Origin of the sequence: Arthrobacter sp. SO5, assembly GCF_020532805.1 — a bacterium.
Taxonomy (GTDB): domain Bacteria; phylum Actinomycetota; class Actinomycetes; order Actinomycetales; family Micrococcaceae; genus Arthrobacter.
Genome location: NZ_MQTQ01000061.1, coordinates 27,417 through 48,173 on the forward strand (window position 1 = coordinate 27,417; position 20,757 = coordinate 48,173).

14 protein-coding genes and 1 pseudogene are annotated in these 20,757 nt (G+C 65.5%); 4 read left to right on the forward strand and 11 right to left on the reverse strand.

Features of this window, described 5'->3' with window-relative positions; all coding sequences use genetic code 11:
• Positions 1-127: 127 nt before the first annotated feature.
• The 3 genes and pseudogenes from BJG92_RS11415 to BJG92_RS11425 form a co-directional block, all read right to left on the reverse strand.
• Positions 128-352 carry a hypothetical protein gene (locus tag BJG92_RS11415; protein ID WP_232084123.1) on the reverse strand — a complete coding sequence of 75 codons (225 nt, stop codon included), beginning with the start codon at positions 350-352 and terminating at the stop codon, positions 128-130.
• Positions 353-504: 152 nt separating this feature from the next.
• Positions 505-2,177, reverse strand: a pseudogene (locus tag BJG92_RS11420) (thiamine pyrophosphate-binding protein).
• A 119-nt stretch (positions 2,178-2,296) separates the two neighbouring features.
• On the reverse strand, positions 2,297-2,800 hold the full coding sequence (locus tag BJG92_RS11425; RefSeq protein WP_232084124.1) for an Lrp/AsnC family transcriptional regulator: 504 nt from the start codon (positions 2,798-2,800) through the stop codon (positions 2,297-2,299).
• Between the two features lie 93 nt (positions 2,801-2,893).
• Here BJG92_RS11425 and hisC point away from each other — a divergent pair, with 93 nt between their 5' ends.
• Positions 2,894-3,991, forward strand: a complete 1,098-nt coding sequence (gene hisC, locus BJG92_RS11430) for a histidinol-phosphate transaminase (RefSeq protein WP_232084125.1) — start codon at positions 2,894-2,896, stop codon at positions 3,989-3,991.
• A gap of 47 nt (positions 3,992-4,038) precedes the next feature.
• Positions 4,039-5,451 (forward strand): amino acid permease, encoded by a 1,413-nt coding sequence (locus BJG92_RS11435; RefSeq protein ID WP_232084126.1) that lies wholly within the window; start codon positions 4,039-4,041, stop codon positions 5,449-5,451.
• Positions 5,452-5,585: 134 nt separating this feature from the next.
• Here the strand turns inward: BJG92_RS11435 and BJG92_RS11440 are convergent, their stop codons facing one another.
• From BJG92_RS11440 to BJG92_RS11460, 5 genes are all read right to left on the reverse strand, one after another.
• Complete coding sequence (locus tag BJG92_RS11440; protein ID WP_232084127.1) at positions 5,586-7,208, reverse strand: alpha-amylase family glycosyl hydrolase; 1,623 nt, start codon at positions 7,206-7,208, stop codon at positions 5,586-5,588.
• Positions 7,205-8,125: a carbohydrate ABC transporter permease gene (locus tag BJG92_RS11445; protein WP_232084128.1), complete on the reverse strand. Its 921-nt coding sequence runs from the start codon at positions 8,123-8,125 to the stop codon at positions 7,205-7,207. Before BJG92_RS11445 ends, BJG92_RS11440 begins: the two co-directional genes overlap by 4 nt.
• The gene (locus BJG92_RS11450) at positions 8,122-9,174 is read right to left on the reverse strand and encodes a carbohydrate ABC transporter permease (RefSeq protein WP_232084129.1); all 1,053 of its coding nucleotides are present in this window, start codon (positions 9,172-9,174) and stop codon (positions 8,122-8,124) included. The genes BJG92_RS11445 and BJG92_RS11450 overlap by 4 nt, the downstream gene beginning before the upstream one ends.
• A gap of 92 nt (positions 9,175-9,266) precedes the next feature.
• A complete protein-coding gene (locus BJG92_RS11455; protein WP_232084130.1) occupies positions 9,267-10,586 on the reverse strand; it encodes an ABC transporter substrate-binding protein in 1,320 nt (439 codons plus the stop codon).
• A gap of 96 nt (positions 10,587-10,682) precedes the next feature.
• Positions 10,683-11,675: a LacI family DNA-binding transcriptional regulator gene (locus BJG92_RS11460; protein WP_232084131.1), complete on the reverse strand. Its 993-nt coding sequence runs from the start codon at positions 11,673-11,675 to the stop codon at positions 10,683-10,685.
• 884 nt (positions 11,676-12,559) lie between these two features.
• Between BJG92_RS11460 and BJG92_RS11465 the strand changes: the two genes are divergently transcribed.
• Together BJG92_RS11465 and BJG92_RS11470 are read left to right on the forward strand one after the other, a co-directional pair.
• Entirely contained in the window at positions 12,560-14,194 is a 1,635-nt protein-coding gene (locus BJG92_RS11465; protein ID WP_232084132.1) for a lipase family protein, read from the forward strand.
• Positions 14,195-14,339: 145 nt separating this feature from the next.
• Complete coding sequence (locus tag BJG92_RS11470) at positions 14,340-14,603, forward strand: hypothetical protein (RefSeq protein ID WP_232084133.1); 264 nt, start codon at positions 14,340-14,342, stop codon at positions 14,601-14,603.
• 42 nt (positions 14,604-14,645) lie between these two features.
• Here BJG92_RS11470 and BJG92_RS11475 read toward each other — a convergent pair whose 3' ends face one another.
• The 3 genes from BJG92_RS11475 to BJG92_RS11485 all read right to left on the reverse strand — a co-directional run.
• On the reverse strand, positions 14,646-16,376 hold the full coding sequence (locus BJG92_RS11475) for a nuclease-related domain-containing DEAD/DEAH box helicase (RefSeq protein ID WP_232084134.1): 1,731 nt from the start codon (positions 16,374-16,376) through the stop codon (positions 14,646-14,648).
• On the reverse strand, positions 16,348-19,698 hold the full coding sequence (locus BJG92_RS11480; RefSeq protein WP_232084135.1) for an exodeoxyribonuclease V subunit beta: 3,351 nt from the start codon (positions 19,696-19,698) through the stop codon (positions 16,348-16,350). The genes BJG92_RS11475 and BJG92_RS11480 overlap by 29 nt, the downstream gene beginning before the upstream one ends.
• Positions 19,695-20,757, reverse strand: a 1,063-nt coding sequence (locus tag BJG92_RS11485; RefSeq protein ID WP_232084136.1) for a PD-(D/E)XK nuclease family protein, incomplete at its 5' end; no start/stop codon positions are given. The genes BJG92_RS11485 and BJG92_RS11480, both read right to left, overlap by 4 nt.

Here is a 20,757-nt window from a genome sequence, read left to right on the forward strand (position 1 = left end):
GGGCGAATCCGGCAGGCCGTCGGCCTTGAACAGGGCATGCGCGACGTCGAGAGGCCTACGACGGCGGCGTGTGGGTTCCAGCCGAAGGGACCCAGCCGCCGGAGTCATCCGAGGTGAGCCCCCGCGTTCATCGGCGCCCAGGTCTGTCGTGATCGGCCAGTACAGTACTGCCGCCAGCCCACTTCAGGCCGCACGTCGGGCACACGATGTACCACTCGTCGTTTCCGGAAAACTCGATCATCCTGCCCACGTCCTCGCCGCTCGACGGGCACCAGGTCTTCATGTCCTCCTCCTTTTGGAGGATCGCCTCTTGGATCTTCATGAAGTCCAGGTCATCGTCGTCTCTGATCATGGTCGCGACCTTACGCTGGGTGACCGACATCAAACCTCCGGGGCCGCCGCGGACTGGACGGAACCGCCAAAGGTGTCTGAGGTGAGTGCAGACTCCTGCCGGGAAGCGGACCCGCCCGGCGTGCCTGATTCCTTCCCGGTCCGCCGGGCTGACTAGCTAGCCACCGCCGCCTTCGCCGCCCGCGAGGCCTCCATCCACTCGCTCAGCCACGGGGCCCGGACGCTGGAGGTGATGCGACAGTCGGCCACGAAGGTTCCCTTCGCGCCGGCATCGATCCAGTCCTGCAATGCGGAAAGGTCGGACAAGGAGCGGATGATCGCGGACTCGGCACCCAAAGCGCGGGCGACGCCACTAAAGTCCACCTCGGGGATCAGCATGGGCTTTTCGGTCAGGCCCTGGGAGCCGTACTGGTGGATTTCGGCGCCGTAGGCGGCGTCGTTGTAGATCACGACGACGGCGCTGATTGCCGCGCCGATGAGCGATTCGAGGTCGGACAGGCCCATTAGGAAACCGCCGTCGCCGGAGGCCAGCACCAGGGTGCGGCCGTCCTCCACGGCGCGGGCTGCCCCGACGGCGCTGGCGAGGCCCAGCCCGATGGTCTGGTAGGCGGTCCCCACCATCACCAGGTCCTGCGGCCGGGGGATGTTCCAGTACATCGGTGCCCAGCCGAGGAAGTGCCCCCGTCCTGGACCACCGTGCGCCGCTCCGGCAGCACGGCGTCCAACGCGGTGGCCAGGGAACGCGGGTCCAGCCGTCCGTCCGCGGTCTCCTCGGAGCCCGGGTGGTGGGCCGGTCCTTCGGCAAGCCGTTTGCCGGCTTCCGTGCGCCACGCTCCGCCACGGCCGGCGTCCGGCGAGGCCGCGCCCTCCAGCATCCGCAGGAGGTGTCCGGCCGCAGACTTCGCGTCCGCGCTGACGAATGTGTCCACTCGGGGGTGTGTCGGCTGGAGGGCGGTGTCGATCTGTATGACGGTGCTGTCCGGGCCGAGCAGGTGCCCGAACCGCATGGTGAAGGCGCTCAGGCTTGCCCCGGCCACGAGGACCACATCGGCTTCACCCATGAGCCCGGCTGCGGTGTCCGTGCCGAAGCCGCCGGCCACGCCGAGGTATCCCTCGCCTTCGAGGAGGTTGAGCGCCAGGGCGGTTCCGGCGGTCACGGCGCCGAGGCGGTCGGCGAGCCCCCGGAGCTCCGGGCCGGCTCCGGCGAGGTGCGCGCCGCGGCCGGCGAGGATCAGCGGCCGCTTGGCCCCTGCGAGCAGGCGGGCTACCTGCCCAAGGCCGCCGTCGACGTCGTCCGTCACCATCCGTGCCGCGGGTGCCGGAAGTTCCTCGTCCGCAGCCTCGAGGGCCGCGAGGTCGTAGGGGATGGCAATCACGACGGCGGTGCGCTTGGTGAGTGCGTACTCCACCGCCTGCCGGGTGATGGAACCCGCAGCGTCGCGGGTGACGGTGAACGTGGCGGCGCCGAGGCCTGCGGCGATGGCCGCCTGGTCCACGTCCCAAGGGCGGGCGCCGGTGGTGGGGGCGTCCCCGGTGACCAGCACGACGGGGATCTGCGCCTGGACCGCCTCGGCGAGGGCGGTCAGTGCATTGGTGTAGCCGGGGCCGTAGGTGGTAGTGCCCGCGGCGAGACGTCCCGACGTCCGGTAGTAGGCGTCGGCCGCGGCGACGGCGGCGCCTTCATGGCGGACGGCGGAGAAGCGGAGGCCCAGCTTCTCCGCGGCGTCCAGGAAGTAGACGTTCCCGTTGCCCATCACGCCGAAGACATCGCTGAGATAGCTGCTGAGAATCTGCGCCACGCGGCCGGACACGGTGAGAGTAGTCATGCAGGAATCTTGTGCGCTGGTCCCCAGATAGGCAAGGGAGTCACATTTGGCTAGGAGATTTGGCAGGCACAAGAGGCTTGATTGAAAATATGACCAATTGTGGCCTGCGTCACCCGCATCTAGCCGGCGGCGCGGGGTTCCTGCTCGGAGAGCCGGGCCAGAAGGCCGTCGTAGCGGGGCGGCATGAGTTCCAGCACGGAGATGGCTGTGCTGGTCCGTTGAATCCCCTCGATTTCCAGGATCTGGTTGGTGATGCGGTAGAGATCCGCCGTGCCGCGTGCCACCACCTTGGCCATGAGGTCCGCGTCGCCGGTAGTGGCGTGCACCTCGATGACCTCCGGGATCGCGGCGAGCCCGTCCTCCACCGCACCTGTCCGGGTCTGGCTGATGGACAGGGAGAGGAAGGCCATCAGTTCATAGCCGAGTGCGGCGGTATCCAGTCGCCGGCTGAAGGAGCGGAGGGCGCCGCTGCGCTCGAGCCGTGCCAGCCGGGCGTGGACCGTGTTCCGTGCGACGCCGAGTGTCCGGGAGAGTGCCAGGGCGCTGGCTTCCGGATCCTTGTCCAGGGCCAGGATGATCCTGCCGTCGAGTGAATCCAGGGTGCGGGGGTGCAGGATGGTCATATTTTCACCAGAGACGGTAGAAGTTGAGCAGAAGTCCCAATGGGTTGAGCGTACCTTGCATTGTGGGCGGAGTCACAACCATGATCAGTCCTCATGACCCGTGATCAGCTTCTCACCGCACCGGACACCGCATTCCCCGCCCTTCGTGGCGCTGTGTCCGGCCTCCCGCCGTATGTCCCGGGCCGGCGCAGCGCCGGCACGGACATTGCTGCCCTTGCCAGCAACGAAAGCCACTACGAGCCGCTGCCCGCTGCCGCCGCCGCGGTGGCCGCAGCGGCCGGTACCATGAACCGCTACCCCGACAGTGCCGCCGTCGAACTCCGTGAACGGATCGCCAGCCACTTCGGCGTCACTGCCGGAGAGGTCGCGGTGGGACCCGGCAGCGTGGGCGTCCTCCAGCAGATCATCACCGGCTTGTGCGATGCCGGGGATGAAGTGATCTTCGCGTGGCGCTCCTTCGAGGCGTACCCCATCCTGGTGGAGCTGGCCGGCGCCCGGCCGGTTCGCGTTCCGCTGGACACCTTTGAAGGCCACGACCTGGATGCCATGGCCGCAGCCGTCACCGCCCGCACGAAGGTGATCCTGCTCTGCACCCCCAACAACCCGACCGGCGTGCCGATCAGCCACGAGCGCATCGAGGCCTTCCTGCGCTGTGTCCGTTCCGACATCCTCGTGGTGATCGACGAGGCCTACGTGGAGTACGCCGAAGCGGGCAGCGGCCCCGATTCCCTGGCTCTCTACCGCCAGTATCCCAACGTCTGTATCCTTCGCACCTTCTCAAAGGCCTACGGCCTCGCTGGCCTGCGCGTGGGCTACGCCGTGGCGGCGCCGGCCATCGCTGAGGGGCTGCGCCGGACCGCCCTTCCCTTCGCCGTGAGCGCGCTGGCCCAGAAGGCCGCCGTCGCGTCGCTGGACGCCGGAGGGGAGATGAAAACCCGGGTAGCCGCGGTCAAGCAGGAGCGCGCCCGGATGGCCGCGCAGCTCGAAGCCCAGGGCTGGAAGCTGCCGCCGAGCCAGGGCAACTTCCTGTGGATCCGTGCAGATGAGAGCCTCCAGGCAAGGCTCGTGGATGCGTTTGACCGCGCGGGAATCATGGTCCGGGCCTACCAAGGTGACGGGGTGCGGATCACCGTTGCCGGCCCCGCCGCCAACAACCGCGTGCTCCGGGTTTTGGAAGCCCACGCAGCCTAGGAACTTATCGACCCTTATCAATCCGTTCCACAACCAGAGGACTCCCCATGGAACAACAGACAAAGACGTCTGGCCGCCCGCTCGGCGCCGCACTGAAACCCCGCCAGCTCACGATGATGGGCCTGGGAAGCGCCATCGGTGCGGGCCTGTTCATCGGCTCCGGGGCCGGCATCCAGGCCGCCGGCCCGGCCGTGCTGATCTCCTACCTCGTAGCCGGCACCCTCATCATCCTGGTGATGTGGGCCCTCGGCGAAATGGCCGCCGCCAACCCGGACAGCGGAGCCTTCTCCGTCTACACCGCCAAGGCCTACGGACCGGTGGCCGGTGCCACGGTGGGCTGGCTCTGGTGGCTGCAGCTCGTGGTGGTCATCGCCGCCGAAGCGCTCGGCGCGGCAGGCCTGCTGGCCACCATCTTCCCGGCCCTGCCGGTGTGGCTGATGGCCTTCGTGTTCATCGTGCTCCTCACCGCCGTGAACCTCACCAGCGTGAAGAACTTCGGCGAGTTCGAGTTCTGGTTCGCCCTGCTCAAGGTGGCAGCAATCCTCGGGTTCCTCCTCGTGGGCGCAGCCCTGCTCTTCGGCTGGCTGCCGGGCGTGCAGTCGCCGGGCCTGTCCAACTTCACCGGTGCCGGATTCGCGCCCAGCGGTTTCGCCGGGATTGCCACAGCACTGTTCGTGGTGGCCTTCGCGTTCGGCGGCACCGAGATTGTCTCCGTGGCGGCAGCTGAGACCGCCGAGCCGGCCCGCAGCGTGAAGAAAGCGGTCCGCACGGTGCTGTGGCGCATCCTGGTTTTCTACATCGGTTCCATCTTCATTATTGCGGCCGTCGTTCCCGTGGGTTCGGCGGGGCTGAAGAGCCCGTTCGCGGCGGTACTGGACGCCGCCGGTATGCCCGGCGCAGCCACCGCCATCACCCTCGTGGCCGTGGCGGCACTGCTCTCCGCGCTCAACGCCAACCTCTACGGCGCCTCCCGGATGGCGTTCTCCCTCGCCGAGCGGGGCGACGCTCCGCGCCTGCTCGCCTCGGTGTCCAAGGCACGGGTCCCGGTTATCGCAGTCCTGGCCAGCGTCGCCTTCGGCGTTGTCACGGTCGGGCTGGAGCTGGCTTTCCCCGAGATGGTCCTTCCCGTCCTGCTCAACATTGTGGGCTCGACCTGCCTGCTGGTGTGGACGTCCGCGCTCCTGGCCCAGCTCGCGCTTCGGCTCCGCGCCGACCGCGAGGGGACGGAGCTTCCCCTGCGGATGCCCGGCTTCCCGTGGCTGACGGGCTTTGGCCTGCTCATCCTCGCGGCGATCTTCACGGTGGGCTTCATCGGCGAGGACTCCCGCCCCCAGCTGCTGAGCACTTTCTCGCTTGTGGCGCTGCTGGCGGTGGCGAACTGGCTGCACCAGCGGAACGGGAAGGTTCCGGTTTTTGTTGACGCTTCAGAGGGTGACAAGCAGCCGGCGCTCGTCGACTAGTTGACTCGCCTAGGAACGGAAGGTCCGCCCACTTCCCCGTTGCGGTATCACTTATGGGCGTCCTGAGCCTTTAGAGCAGCTAGGAGTGACAGCGCAACGGGGTTCGTGGACGGCACTTCGTGTGGCCGGTCAGCTCAGTCGCGCAGTACCCACGCCGCGTTGTTCGGTTGCAGCCAGCCGTCCTCTACCAGCGGGACCGCGCTGAGAAGCACGGATCCGGCCGGGAGCCGGACCGACTCGGTTCCCATCGCGACGGCGACGAAGAAGTCAGCGCTGCGTTCGCAGATCAGGAGGTCACCCGACTCGACGCGCCAGGAGCCGCCGTCGTTGGGTCCGAAGACCTCGTACTTCCACAGCTGCCGGCGCAGTTCCAGCGCCTTGGTGACCAGTGCCAGCGACGACGCCGGGTCCTGCTGCTGGAGTTCGACGGCGTGCGTTCCCCAGTCCGCGGGGACCGGGAGCCACGGCTCAGCCGCAGGCTCACCGAGCGAGAAGCCGTGGTTCAGCGCCGGATCCGCCGTCCACGGCAGCGGGACGCGGGCGCCGTCGCGGCAGACGCCGCCACGGGCCCACATCGGATCCACCCGGGCCTCCAGCGGAACGTCGACCTCAGGCAGGCCGAGTTCCTGGCCCTGGTAGAGGTACGCCGGCCCCGGCAGGCCCAGCAACGCCACCAGCGCGGCCCGGGCGCGCAAGGAGCCGACGTCCCCACCGCCGAACCGGGTCACGGACCGGACGATGTCGTGGTTTTCCAGCGCCCAGGTGGGCGTGGCGCCGTGCAGCTGGCGGGCGGCTTCGAGTTCGTTCCCGACGGCGGCCCACGCCTCCGGCTCCCAGCCGAGCTTCACGAACGCGAACGCGAACGCCTGCTGCATCTCATCGGCCCGGGTGTAGCGGGCGGCGCGGGCGGGTTCCAGGTTGACCTCGCCCACCAGCAGCCGGTGCGGCTCATACTTTTCGGCCAGGGTCCGCCAGCGGCGGTACACCTCGTGGACTTCCTCCTGGTCCGAGACCTGCGGGTTGGACCGCAGCCCGTCCACCACCCCGCCCGTGGAGGGCGAATCCGGCAGGCCATCGGCCTTAAACAGGGCATGCGCGACGTCGATTCGGAGGCCGTCCACGCCCTTGTCGAACCAGAAACGCAGCACCCCGTCGAAGTAGTCGCCCACGGCGGGGTTGCGCCAGTTCCAGTCCGGCTGTTCGGGGGAGAAGAGGTGCAGGTACCAATCCGTGTCCGTCTCGGAACCGGGGGTGGCGCGGCTCCATGCCCGCCCCCCGAACACGCTCTGCCAGTTGTTCGGCGGGACGTCGTCGTCGGACATGTCCAACGGACCCGACACAAAGTGGAACATGTCCCGCTCCGGCGAGCCCGGAACGGCCGCCAAAGCAGCCTGGAACAGCGGGTGCTCCGAGGAGCAGTGGTTGGGGACGACGTCGAGCAGCACCCGCAGCCCCAGCGCATGCGCGTCGGAAAGCAACGTGTCGAACTGCTCCATGGTGCCGAACAGCGGGTCCACGCCGCAGTAGTCGGACACGTCGTAGCCCTGGTCCACCTGCGGGGAGGGCTGGAAGGGGGTCATCCAGATCCCGTCGACGCCGAGCGAGGCGATGTACGGGAGCCGGGCGGTCAGCCCGGCGAGGTCGCCCACGCCGTCGCCGTCGCCGTCGGCGAAGGAGCGCGGGTAGACCTGGTAAATGACGGCGGACTGCCACCACTCAGCCGAAGGCGCCAGCGCCGTCGATTCGACAGGGCTCATTTGCTGGCGCCCGCGGTGAGGCCCTCGACGATCCGGCGCTGGAAGATCAGCACCATGATCACCAGCGGTACGGTGACGATCACGCCGGCGGCCATCTGCTCGCCGAAGGGCGCCTGGAATTCGGTGGCGCCGGTGAACTTGGAGATCGCCACCGTGGCGGTCTGGATCTTGGGGTCGTTGACCATGGACAGCGCGATGATGAATTCATTCCAGCTGTGGATGAAGGTCAGGATCGCGGTGGTGAAGACGCCCGGCGCGGCCAGCGGGAGCAGGACCTTGCGGAACGCCTGCCACTTGGTGCAGCCGTCGATCATGGCGGCTTCCTCGAGGTCGAACGGCAGGGCCTTCATGAACGTGGTGAGGTTCCAGACCGCCAGCGGGATCGCGAAGGACAGGTTGGGCACGATCATCGCCTGGTAGGTGTTGATCCAGCCGATGTCCGTGAAGAGACGCAGCAGCGGCACCACCACGGAGATGCCGGGGAACATCGACGTCGCGATGATGACGCCGAGGATCACGGACTTGAAGCGGAAGTCCAGCCGGGAGATGGCGTAGGCGGCGGACACGCCCAGGACCAGCGCGAAGGTGGTGGTGGTGCCGGCGACGATCAGGGAGTTCAGCAGGGCCTGGCCGAACATCGTGGAGCCGTCGAACACCTTGGTGTAGTTCTCCAGCGAGAACGGGGCCGGCAGCAGGGTGTTGTCGAAGATGTCCGCGGTGCGGCGCAGGCTGGAGACCAGCATCCAGTAGAACGGGGCCAGGCAGTAGGCGAAGATCAGCGCCAGGCCCGCGTAGACACTATAGGAACGCCAGGTGCGCTGCGCTTTCGGCTTTTGGGGGCGGACGACGGCGGTGCGTGCGTCAGGCGCGACGGCGCCGGAGTCCGTAGCGGCGTTGCGGAGGTCGGAGATGGTCATCGGGTGGCCTCGGCCTTCTTCAGTTCGGACGTGGCCAGGGAGCGGGACTTCTTTGCGCTTTTCTTGGACAGCAGCTTCAGTTCCTTGGCGCCGGTGACGTCGGCGCCCAGGACCTTCACAAACACGATCGCGACGATGGCGACGTACAGGAAGAGCACGACGGCAAACGCGGAGGCGGAGCCGTAGCGGAGCTGGTTGGATTCATCCCACGCCAGCATGGAGAGGGTCTCCACCGATTCCTTGCCGGGGCCGATCAACACGAAGGGCAGGTCGAACATTCGCAGGGCATCCAGCATGCGGAACAGCACGGCCACCAGAAGGGTGGGCTTGACCAGCGGGAGGGTGATGGAGCCGAGCTGGCGCCACCAGCCGGCGCCGTCGATCTTGGCGGCCTCGTAGACTTCGCCGGGGATGACCTGCATGCCGGCCAGGACCAGTAGGCCGATGAACGGGGCGGTCTTCCAGACCTCGGCGATGATCACGGCGAGCTTGGAGGCGTCGCCTTCGGCGGTCCAGAGGATCTCGCTGCCGATCAGGGTGTTGGCGATGCCGTCGGACTGGAAGATCCAGCGCCACAGCAGGCCGGAGACGGCGGTGGGGACGGCCCACGGGACCAGGATGCTGGCGCGCAGGAAGGACCGGCCGCGGAAGGCGCGGTTCATGGCCAGGGCCAGGCAGAGGCCCAGGACGGTCTCGAAGAAGACCGTGGTGACGGTGAAGAAGGTGGTGTTGGCGAAGGCGTTGAGGAAGCGCCGGCCGGATTCGCCGGCGAAGAGGTCGGCGTAGTTCGCCAGGCCCACGAAGGCGTCGACGTCGGAGACGAAGCCGTCCGCGTCCAGGCCGGACTCGGCGCGGAACAGGGACTGGTGCACCGCGGAGAGCAGCGGGTACGCAATCACCAGGGCCAGCACCAGGAGTGTGGGGGAGAGCAGCAGCGCGGCCATCCGGCCTTCGCCGGCGGTGCGCCGGGCGCGTTTCCGGGGCCGGCTGGGCCGGGTATCGGGGGCCGGCTGCGCGCCGGCGGGCGGGACGGTCGTCGTCGTCGTCATGCGTGGTACCTCACTGGAGTTGCAGCTGCCTGGCCGGCCGGGATAAACCGGCCGGCCAGGCTGGTGGTCTGAACTGCTTGGGAATTACTGAGCTACTTGGACAGCTCGGTGAGCTTGGCCTGCATGTCCTTCAGGGCCGTGTCCGTGTCCTTCTTGCCGGTGATGGCCGCGTAGGCCTCTTCCTGGATCGCCTTGGTGGTGGCGCCGTACTGGACCACCTTGGGGCGGGGCTGGGCGTTGTTCAGCGAGGTCAGGAGGGTGGGGAAGAACGGGCGCTTGGCGACGACGGTGGGGTCCGCGTAGAGGGAAGCGTACGCCGGGGCGCGGGAGGACAGGGCCAGGCGCTTCTGGGCCTGCTCCTGGCTGGTGAAGAACTTGACGAATTCCAGCGCGGTGGCCTTGTTCGGGGTGAACGGGGAGATCGCCAGGCTGCGGCCGCCCAGGGTGGAGACGCCGGGGCCGTCGGTGCCCGGGATGGAGGTGATGTCGAACTTGCCGTTGACCTTGCTGGAGCCGTCGGTGGCGGTCAGGGACGCGTAGACAAAGGGCCAGTTGCGCAGGAAGACCACTTTGCCGTCCTGGAACGCGCGGCGGCCCTGTTCCTCGAGGTAGGTGATGGCGTCGGAGGGGAACATCCCGTCCTTGAAGCCGTCCACCAGCAGGTTCAGGCCCTTCTTGGCCTCGGCGGTGTTGACCGTGGGCTTGCCGTCGGCGTCGACGATTGTGCCGCCGGCGGAGGCGACGGCCTCGGAGAAGTTGACCGTGAGGGCCTCGTTCTTGTCGAACTGGCCGGCGTAGCAGGACATGCCCGCGGCTTCGGGGAGGGCCAGGATCGCCTTGCAGGCGGTCTTCATCTCATCCCAGGTCTTGGGCGCTGCGGCGATGCCGGCGGCCTTGAGCAGGTCCGAGCGGAAGTAGAGCAGTGCGCCGTCGGTGTAGTACGGGGCGCCGACCAGGGAATCACGGTAGGTTGCGGCGTTGACGGTGGCCGGGATCATCTTGTCGGTGGGGACCGCGTCCGCGGGCAGCGGCATGATCCACTTGTTGGCCGCGAACTCGGAGGTCCAGACGACGTCGAGGTTCAGCACGCTGAAGGTATCCGACTTGATCTGGGCATTCTGGATCAGCTGCTGGCGCTGGGCGTCCGCGGAGTCCGGCAGTTCGATGAACGTGACCTTCTCCTCCGGGTGGGCGGCGTTCCATTCCTCGATGCTCTTGTTCGCGGCACCTGAGGCGTCGCGGTTGGAGACGTAGTTGATGGGGCCCTTGCCCTCGAAGGACGCGGCGGCGGCCTTCGGGGTGCTCTTCGCGTCCGGGGCGGTCCCGCCGCAGCCGGTGAGGGCGACGGCGGCGACGGTCAGGGATGCGGTGGTGGCCAGAAGAGTCTGCCAGGTGCGGCGGCGCTGCCTCATGTGTTGCTCCTTGTTCATTGGGGTGGTGCGAGCTGATTTCCGGCTCCGGGCATGCGGATGCTTGGCGGGGCCGTTGGTGGGTAGAACTGTGGGGGTCTAGGTGGCGGGCTCTTGGCTGCCGGGTGGCGCGGTTGAGCCGCGTTCGATCAGCCGATGCGGCATGATCTTCGGCCCCAGGTCGCGGGCGCGGAGCAGTTTCCTGACGGCCATCCGTCCCATCTCCTCGAGCGGCTGCGCCATGGTGCTCAGCGGCGGGTTCACGTGCCGGGAGGTGGAGGTGTTGTCGAAGCCCAGGACGGAGACGTCTTCCGGCACCCGGAGGCCGCGCCGCTGCAGTTCATTGACGACGGCGGCGCCCATCTCGTCGCTCATCGCGAAGATCGCGGTGAGGCCGGGTTCCTGCTGCAGAAGGTCGTCGACGCCGGCGGCACCGCTTTCGTAGAAGAAGCTGCCGGTCGCGGTGACCGGGGTGCAGCCCGCTTCGGCCATGGCGCGGAGGTAGCCGCGCTTACGGGGCTGGGCAACGTATACCGACGCCGGATCCCCGGTGAGGAGGCCGATGCGCCGGTGGCCGAGGCTCAGCAGGTGACGGGTCGCGTCGTAGGCTGCTAGCTCGTCGTCGATGGCCACGCTGGGGGAGCCCGACTTGTCGCTGATGGCGACGGAGATGATGGGGACGTTGGGCCCCAGCAGCTGCCTCGTCTCCGGCGTGATCACCGCGGAGATGAGGATGACGCCGGCGGCCCGGTAGGTGCGCAGGGTCCGGAGGTAGCCGGCGATGTAGGCGGATTTGGCGCCGGTGCGGCCGAGCATCACGGCGTAGCCGCGTTCCTGGGCTTCCTCCTCCACGCCCTGCATCACCTGGGAGGCCAGGGCGTCCGAGACCATGGGGGCGAGGAGCCCGATCACGGAGGTCTGCCGGGTCTTGAGGCCCCGGGCGAGGTAGTCCGTTTCGTAGCTGAGGCTCTTGACGGCGGTCTCGACGCGTTCCCTTGTTTCGTCGGAGTAGCCGACGAGGCCGTTGACAACCCGGGAGACGGTGGCCGGGGAGACGCCGGCGTGCTTGGCGACATCGCGGATGGTGACCACTGTTCCTCCTCCCTGAGGGTGCCTGCTGTCTGCGCAATCGGCTCGCGCCGAATCTACGCAAACGGTTTACGTAAACGGTTTCGTTTGGTGCAGGATCAACAGTAGGGGGTGCGTTCGGGATCCCGTTGCGTTTCGTAAACGGGGGTGAATTTGATCGCCCTTTAGCGGCGTTCTGTGATCGCTGGTTGGCGCTCTTGAGCCTGCGTGGCCATTAGTTGGTGAGTGCTCACGAAAGTCCACAAATCGTCCACCTGTTGCCGGGCGGTGGAGCGCTGCCGCGTCGAGACGAGTGTGTGGCCGATCTGTTTCGTCAGGGGCTGCTCCGCAGTGTCTCGTAACTATCGGTGATCACTCCGGTTCGATCAGAACGGTTTCGAGACATAGTTATTACTACCGCCGGCCTGGGGACAGTGTGGATGCATTTTCAGATCGGTACGGGACCAAGATCATTGCGATCGATAGCCATGTCGCGTCTATCGGTGCTGCCTCGGTTGGAAAACTTAAGAACGTTCTCATTCTGGCCGTTGATTCTGGCACGCCCCCCGGGGCGCGGAATCTGGCTGAACGACTCTGCGCCGACTCGCCGGCACTCCGGACGTCCGCGGCAAGTAATTCCGACTTGAATCGCTATCCTTACCAAGAAGCCTTGGGCATTCAGCCCTGGCGGCCCAAGGGCGACGACGAACGGAGTTTTCTTGGCGAGCGAACCGATCTTGCTGTTCTTGCACGGCGTTGGAGACGGCGACCAAGATGACAACTGGCGGGTCAGGCTCACAGAGACCCTGGTCCGCGTTGGCTACCCCGAACTGGACACGGATCGCGTGATCGCGCCCTAGTACGCGCACTCACTAGTCGGATCGGACGACAAGGAGCCACTGCCAAACTTGACGATCGATCTACCTCTCCGCGAGGCGGCCAAGAAGAACCGCCGAGACTTCGAGCGTCGCATCGGAGCCGTCGAGTTCAGACTGGGACGTCATGATCGGGGCAATGGTCGGCCGGGTGGTGACGCCGTCATCAATCTTGCCGTCGGACTGCCGCCCTTCATACAAGCGCGCAACTATATGAACAATCCGCAGATTCGCGCTCAAGTTCTAAACCGCATCCTCAAGACGCTCCCCGAGTCTGGACGGCTCGTGATCGTCGGCCATAGCCTCGGCTCCGTGATCGCCGCCGACCTTGTACGTCGATTGCCAATCGGCCTCGATGTCGCCGGCATGGTGACCATCGGGAGTCCCCTGGCGAACGGCAACTTCGACGTCGACAAACTTCGGGAGACGCTGAAAGAGCCGCCGACAAACCTGGCATGGTGGGTAAATTTCTGGAACGGCCACGACCCTGTGGCCGCCCACCGGGGTGTGTCATCGGTCTTCCCTTGGATGATCGATTTTCGTATACAGACGAAAATGAGCCCCCGCGTCCACTCCGCGGTGGAATATCTCACGGACGAGACCGTGGCCCAGGCCATCGGCTTTGCGCTGTTCGGGTCCAGGTCGAAGGAGCTCGCGGGCATCGATAAAGGTCTCGACATCCCCCTAGATTCCCCGGAACGACTCGCTCTTCTAGCGCTCAGGTACGCGTACCTGATCAAGATGAGGCTGGATGGGGACATTCAGGATCGCTATGTTGGCGCCCTCCGACAGGTGCAAGCGACTGTCATTGACACCATCAGGTGGCGGAATGACCGTGAGAGCCGAGCGATGCCGTCGGCGGTGGGACGACTTGCATTCGACCTCTCTGATCCGCACGCAGCTGTGCCAGAGCCGCTCCCGAGCAACCACATCGCGAAGGACGAGGCCGTGGTCCTGTTCACGATCCTCGCAGCGGAGAACGTCATTCGTCCATTTGAAATCTCTATCCCGAAGGACACGCGGCGGGACGCCATGAAGGATCTCACCGCTGAAATGGGACTGGGAAGCCAGTACGGTGCCGACGTGTTCGCCGCTGCCAAACGTGCACAGGAGGCACTGAGCGGCGGCCGCGGAGTGAACTGGATCGGCGCACTGGGTGCAGGCGCGGCGGCGATTGCGGTAGCGACTGGCGGCCTGGCCGGTCTTGCCGGAGCCGCAGTGATCACAAGTGCACTAGCTGGTTTTGGTCAGGGGGGTATGCTCGGCGGGTTGCTGACGGCGGGAACACTCGTCGCTGCGCGTGGCGACGGCATCGCATTCGGCCTCGCCAATTCTGGAACCACAGCCGAAACGCTCGAAGCGGTCGTTGCGCGCCTGCTGGCTGCGGAAATTCTACGGCAGCGGCAACACCTCGATCAGGATCGGGCCGTCTGGAGAATCCTGGTTGAGGCCGAGATCGTGGTGCGGCGTGAACATGAGCGGCTGGACGAGTTCTCCGATGAATCGGCGCCGGCACTCAAAGAGCTGAAGCGGAAGATCGAAGCTATCGAGCGTGCGCTGAAGTATCTGAGCGACAACGGCCTCGAGCCAACCGTCCCGAATAGCACTCCAGACGAGGCGTTCGAAGTTGCGAGCAGCCGTCTTTCCGGACAACGCCGGTCACGGTGAGGGTACCGCCGATGGGCAGCTAGCCCAGGCGCAGACCCCCAGCGTGTCGTCTCGCGGGCGGAGTTACACAAAGTTCTTAGGCCCTAAGAACTTTTTCGTACCTCCCAAGGGCACGAACTTCTGAGCGGCGGCCTACAGTGCTTCCATGACTCCCGATGAAACAATCCCCGCCTCTGAACCGACGACAAAACGGGCTGCCACACGGCGGTGCCCGGTGTGCGGCCACGAGGGATGGCGGATTGCCTTCGGGATGGTCGTGCCGTCGGAGCGCCAGAAGATGTCCAAGACTGAGTTTGCTGGCTGCGTGATCGTCGAAGAACAGCGCATCTACCCCGCCACAGGCAAAGTCGAGTGGGGCACACCTAAATGGGCGTGCCAGAACCTGGAGTGCCGCCACCGCTGGTGGTGAGGGGTCGGACATTATCGTGTCAGGACCGGCATCTGCGGCCGGTCATCTCGACACGTCGGCGGGCTTCCAAACCTGGGCTCTCGACAGAGAGCGGCCCAGTTCAGAACCGCCTGCCTCCGTCAGCAGACCAGTGTCACCCACCACGACCAGCAGGCTCCGTGCCCTGGATAGCCCCACATACAGTTGCTCCGCCGCACGCTTAGGCTCCTTGAAACCGTTCACGCACAACACCACGACGGAGCGCTCCAGACCCTTGAAGCCCAGGACGTGGCCGTAGAATTCTCGTTCGTTCGCGTGGAACTCGCGCCAGTAGTCCGCGGTCGTGCCGGTCTCGAAGAACTCCCGATGGATAGGGTGCCGTGCTTTGGTCGTCAGCAGGGCGATTTGGTTGTTCGACCACCCCTCCTCGATAAGGGCATCGACACAGTCCTCCGCGGCGTCCAAGGCGTCCTCTGTGGCGCATTCAACTCGTCGGACAGGCAGTCCCGTGCTGCCTCTCGGAGTGAAGTGCTCGCCGGCGAACGACTTGAATGTATCCGCGATCTTTCGGGTGTTCCGGAGATTGTCGTCTATGTGGATGGGCACTAGACCGACCGCCGGATGGCCGGAATCTCCCAGGGAACCGGTCCAACGGCTGTAGACGTCCTGATGATCGTCCTGGAACGCGAAGACTTCGCTGGTGTCCGGGTCCTTCGTGCAAGCCAACAGCGCTTCCCACCACAGTGGCGCGAAATCCTGAGCTTCATCCACGACGACGGCGTCCAGCTTCAGCGACGCGTCCATGGTGGCGGCGAGCGATTTGAGTTGCCGGGGCATCTCCTCATCGAAGTAGGCCTGGCCGGCGCCGTCCGGCACGCCAAGCCCGCGGGCGTAGTCGTGGAACTCCCCGGTAAAAATGGGCTTGCCTTGGCGCCAGGGCGCGACCTGGTCCTGAAGGTACTGACCGAGGCCCTTGTTGTAGCAGAACAGGCCAACCCGTTTCCCGGACTTGGCGAGCATCTTCGCCTTTTCGACAGCCAGCCACGTCTTACCGCTGCCGGCGCCCCCTGTGAACTGCACACGGCGCAGTGACCGCGCTGCGCGGAGCAGCACGGCCTGTCCTTCGGTCAGGTGGTCCTGCACGTACTCGTCCTGCGCAGGGTCCTGGTGGTCGCCGGAGGTCTCAAGAGTTCCGCTTAGCTGGCGAACTATTCGCTCAGTGAAGGCCGCGGCCAGTAGAGTAGCGCCGCCTCCCTCCTGTTCGATTGCCCGACGGACAAGTTCAGCGGCGGATTGCATATCCGTCTGGTCCAGGACCAAGGTTCGCGGGCAACCAGCCATGTTCCAAGTCTTAGGAACCTTTGTGTATGGAAAGGCCACGAGGTAAGCGAAGCGACTAGTCAGGCGAGACCCGATTTGGCCGCTGATCCAGTTCTTGAAGGCGTGCTGTGAACCCTGCGACTGGGCAACCGGGCTCTGAATCTTGCGCTTATCGTTGCGGTCCGACTGGTACCACTGGGCATCGTCAACTGAGATCTGGCCGCCTTTGACCTCAATGGCGGCCATGCCGACGCCGGGCCAAAGGACCAGCAGGTCAATTTCGTGCTCTGACCTGCCGTCCCGAACCTGGACGGAATGCGCCAGCACCGCCTCCTCCGGCAGGCTGGCCTTCAGTGCTTCCCAAACGGCTTTCTCGGCCAGCTGGCCATCGCCGAATTCAGGCTCGGCTGGAATACATCTCATCGCTGTACCTCTCTCTGCCGCATCAGGAAACCGGCACTGACAGATTCTCAAGCTTCTGCCGGCGGACGTCAGCGAAGCTGGGCCTGCACAGCACCAACACGAGTTCGCTCACTCGCTCGCCGGTGGTTTCGGCGAGCAATTCGGCATACAGGCTGAGCTGCTGCCAGTAGGCGGACTGAGTCGCCGCCGACATTTGCACATCCGTCTTGAAGTCAATGATGACCAGGTTGCCGTCGTCCTCCCGGTACAACAGATCGATGATGCCCTCGATCACCACGCCGTCGCGTTCGACGGCAACGGGCAGCTCACTCCAATGCCGGCGTTCGGCTGCTCGTCGGACGGGGACAGCTGACATCGCCGATCGGGCGCAGGCTTCAAGGTCTGCCGCGGACTCCAGTCCGAATTGCAGGGCCACGGTCCGGGCCAGGCCGCCGAAGCCGTCATCGGCATGGAGACCTGACACTTCCATGAGGCGGTGCAATGCCGTGCCGAAGTCAGCTCCGTGCATACCGACGGCGCCGCTTGAGAATGGCGAACCGGCGACGGCGTTGTCGGCGAAGCTCAGTTCCTGCAGCGGCTCGTCCCGCGCACCTGCTGCTTCGGTGGCCGGTACAGAGCCACCCTTGGTCAGGGCAGTCACAGACGTGCTGGCAGGAATTGCGGACTGCGCAACCCACCGAGCACGCATGTCCTGCCATGCGTCGAACGCCGGTACAGGAGACACTCCGTGCTGGGATTTCACGCGGGCGGGGAACGCTTCGGGGAACTCAAGTTCCTGCACCGTTTCCGGATCGTCGACTGAGCCCAGCATCCCGCTGAGGCTCGACGGACCTCCGCTGTAGAGGGATACGACAAGGTGGCTGGTGGCCCGTGTGCAGGCCACGTACAGCAGCCGGCGTTTCTCCGCAGCGAGCAGTTCGGCCTCGGCCTGCTTGGCCTCGGGATAGCCGGCCGACTCGATGTTGCCCGAGATGTGCACCTGCAACTGACCGAACTCGTCCCAGAGGGCCTTGTCCGACGAGCCACCCCTCGTGCTGCCCGCCCCAGCCAGTACCACCATGGGGAACTCAAGCCCCTTTGAGGCGTGGATGGTCATGATCCGGACGGCTTGGGCGTCTGTTTCGGGGACCACGGCTTCTTTGACCTTGGCATTTTCCTCTTGCTGAACGGCGGCCCAGAGCAGGTAGTCGCGCAGGCTGCCGTGGGTCGCTTCGGACCATGCGCGCGCTTGATCGACCACAAACCTCAGGCGGCGCCAGACGTCCCGGTAGCGGGGCGAGTCCGTCGCGGACTCGAGCACCCGGCGGTCAGCCAGGATGCGTTCCATGATCTCCGACGGGGGACTGTAGGAAAGATCCCAAGAGAGCGTTTTCAAATAGCTCAGCGCGCGGGCGACGGGCGATCCCGCCAAAGCCTCTGGAGCCGTTCCATGGATGCTCCAATACCCGCCGCCGGCGTGCCATTCGTACAAGTCGTCGTCACCGCAGCCGAGGTACGGCGTCCGCAGCGCTAGCGCCAGGGACGCCTGGTCCGCCGAGTTGGCGAGGGACCGGAGCAGGAGGAGCAGATCGTGGACCTCCTGTGTTCCGTAGACCAATGAGGAAGCTTCAGCCCGGTACTCGATGCCCGCCGAGTCCAGTGCATGTTCGATGTGAGACAGGGACGTCCGGGTGGGCAGGAGGATGCAGATGTCCCGGGACTCGAGGTTGGAGAGCGCGTAGGAGGGTGCTCCGGACTGCTTCTGCCACGGCGTGCCCCCGTGACCCAGGGCCAAACCAATGGCTGCCGCCACGTCCGCGGCTTCTTGGGCATGCCGGGCCTGGGCGCTGGGCTTCTCTCCGTCGGCCCCCGGCATCATTCCGCTGCGTCCGATGACGGCTACGGCGGGACCAGCGGAGTCGTCCACCTCGGGCCTGAACGGGTCCGCGTGGAGTGGTTGATAGTCGGCCTGGATGCTTCCGTTGGCCTCGATCAATTGCGCGAACGTGTGATTGACCCAGCGAAGAACGGCAGGAGTGGACCGGAAGTTCGTGTTGAGCCGGGCTACCTCCGCCGCCGTATCCGCTTCGGCACGCCCTCTGGCCGTCATATATGTGGCGATGTCAGCCCGCCGGAACCGATAAATGGACTGCTTTGGATCACCAACGGTGAAGAGTCGTCCGGCGGGTATCGGGAGCTTCTCCCAGCCGCTGGGACCGCACACCTCGTCAGAGCAGATCCGCAGGGCAATCTCAGCCTGGATAGGGTCAGTATCTTGGAACTCATCGAGCATGACGTGGTGGTAGCGGCGGTGAACGGCGGCCTGGATCTCGCGTCGCTCCTCGCCGACCAGCAGGTTGCGGGCGTGGACCAGCAGGTCGTGGTACTCCAGCTCACCCCGCCGCTGACGTTTCCCGGCCTCGTCCAGGAAGATCCCGGACATGATGGATGTAACGGTATCCAGCGCGGGTCCTACAATGCTCGCAATGAGCTCCGCGACATTTGCCACGATGTCCTGTGCGGCACTTCGCACCTGGTCGATGGGAATCTGCCAGTCTCCCTTGGCTCCGCCCTTGAGGTGGGCGGTCGGAACTTTGCGCAGGACACCCATCAACATGTTCGGATCGTCAGCGGACTGTGCTTCCTGGAGTTGCAGTAGCCAGGCCTCAAGCCCGCTCAGGCCTTTGGCCAGCAGGACGTTGTTCGGATTGGTGCAATGTTCCCGCAAGGCCAGGACGTCAGAGCATTGCCGGATAATCGGCCCGGCGTTCAGCTCGGGGATGTATCTGGTCTCCGACGGGCTGTCCTCCAGACGATCCCAGTTTGAGTCGAGGGCCCGTCCGAGGTCGCGGAGGTTGTCCAGCGTGACACCGACCGCCAGCAGCACCCTCAGCGCCTTGTCCGCGCGGGGCTCGTTGAACAGGGCCGCGACCACTGCCTCCCACCGTTTGGTGAACGCGATTTGGGACCGCAGCTCGTCGACGACGTCGATCATCGGCGGGACACCTGCCGCCACTGGGTTCTCGCCAATCAGCCGGGCCGCAAAGGAGTGGATGGTTCCGATAGGTGCCGTGTCCAGCTGGTTGAGGGCCGCCGCCCGCAGCGCCACGGTGTCTTCCGTGGCCTGGTTGGACTCAGCAGCTGCGGCGAGCCGCTTGCGGACGCGCTCCCGCAGCTCGCCGGCTGCTTTCTCGGTGAAAGTAATGGCCGCGATGCCACGGAGCTCGACGCCGGAATCCACTAGGGCGCAGATGCGTTCCACAAGCTCCCGGGTTTTGCCGCTGCCGGCGCCCGCCTCGACGAAAACGGTCTTGTCCAGCATCGTGCGCACGATAACCCGGTGGCTTTCATCGCGCAGTTCCAGAGCTGGGGGAAGAACTGTTGCGCTGCTCATTTGTCGTCCTTCAGGATAGCGAGTGAGACCAATTCGGAGGTTTTGGAAAGCCGCTGCCAAGTATGTTTGGCGCCGGCGGTACCGGCCAGATTAGTGAAGTTGGAGAAACTCGACTCCTCCGGCTTGTGCGGAAAGATGCCGCGGTGCAGAGCGGAGACGATCACCGAGGCGTCCGTTCTCAACTGATGGAGCACCGCGTCGTCGACTGCATACCCAATCGGGTCTGCATCCTGTGACACAAACCAGTACTGGGCCTGGACCGGAACTGCAGTGTCAGCCTGGAGGCTGCGCGCAAAGAGTCCATAGACGGGCAGCTGAAACTTCTTCCCGCCAGCCGTAGGATCCTCTTGAGACATTCCCTTGAATCTGCTGGTGCCACCAGTCTTGTAGTCGATGACTCGGACGGCCCCGGACTCGTGCCGATCGATCCGGTCAACGAAGCCAAGGAACTGAATCTCCTGTCCATCAAGCAGAGTCAGGTTTACCGACTCATGCTGATACTGCTTGCCGTATTCGGCGGGCCCGAACCCTGCCTCCGGTTGCTGATAGGTCCACCCCTTGGCATCGTCACGTTGGTCCGCCGCGAACACCCGCCGCAGGTCCGCGAGCATTCGGCTCCTATCCCGATCCCAGAGGTGGCCGAGCCACGCTGAGTTGTCGGGTTTCTGGAAGAGGATTTCGCCTATCGAAGTGAGGTCCTGCTCAGTTGATGCTTGCGCACCTTCGGTTGCTCCAAGCACAAACTCTTCGAGGGCTTTGTGAATGAGCTCTCCGCGCTGTATCGGACTGATCTGCAGCTCCAATTGGATGTCCTCGAAGACGCTGACCTTCAGGACCCGCTTCATGAAGTAGCCGAAAGGGTTGGTCGCCCAGTCCTCGAGGCTTGTGGGTGAGATGGCCTTGGCCGGATTGAAGAAGCTACCTGCAAAACGCGACAGATCCCCGTTGAAGCGCGAGAACGCGCCGTGGTGGCGGTCGTGGCGGATTTCCAGGGCACGGTGCAGGACACTGTCGTCGGATGCAAGCTCATTGCGTTTGCCGCTCAGGCAGGACCTGAGC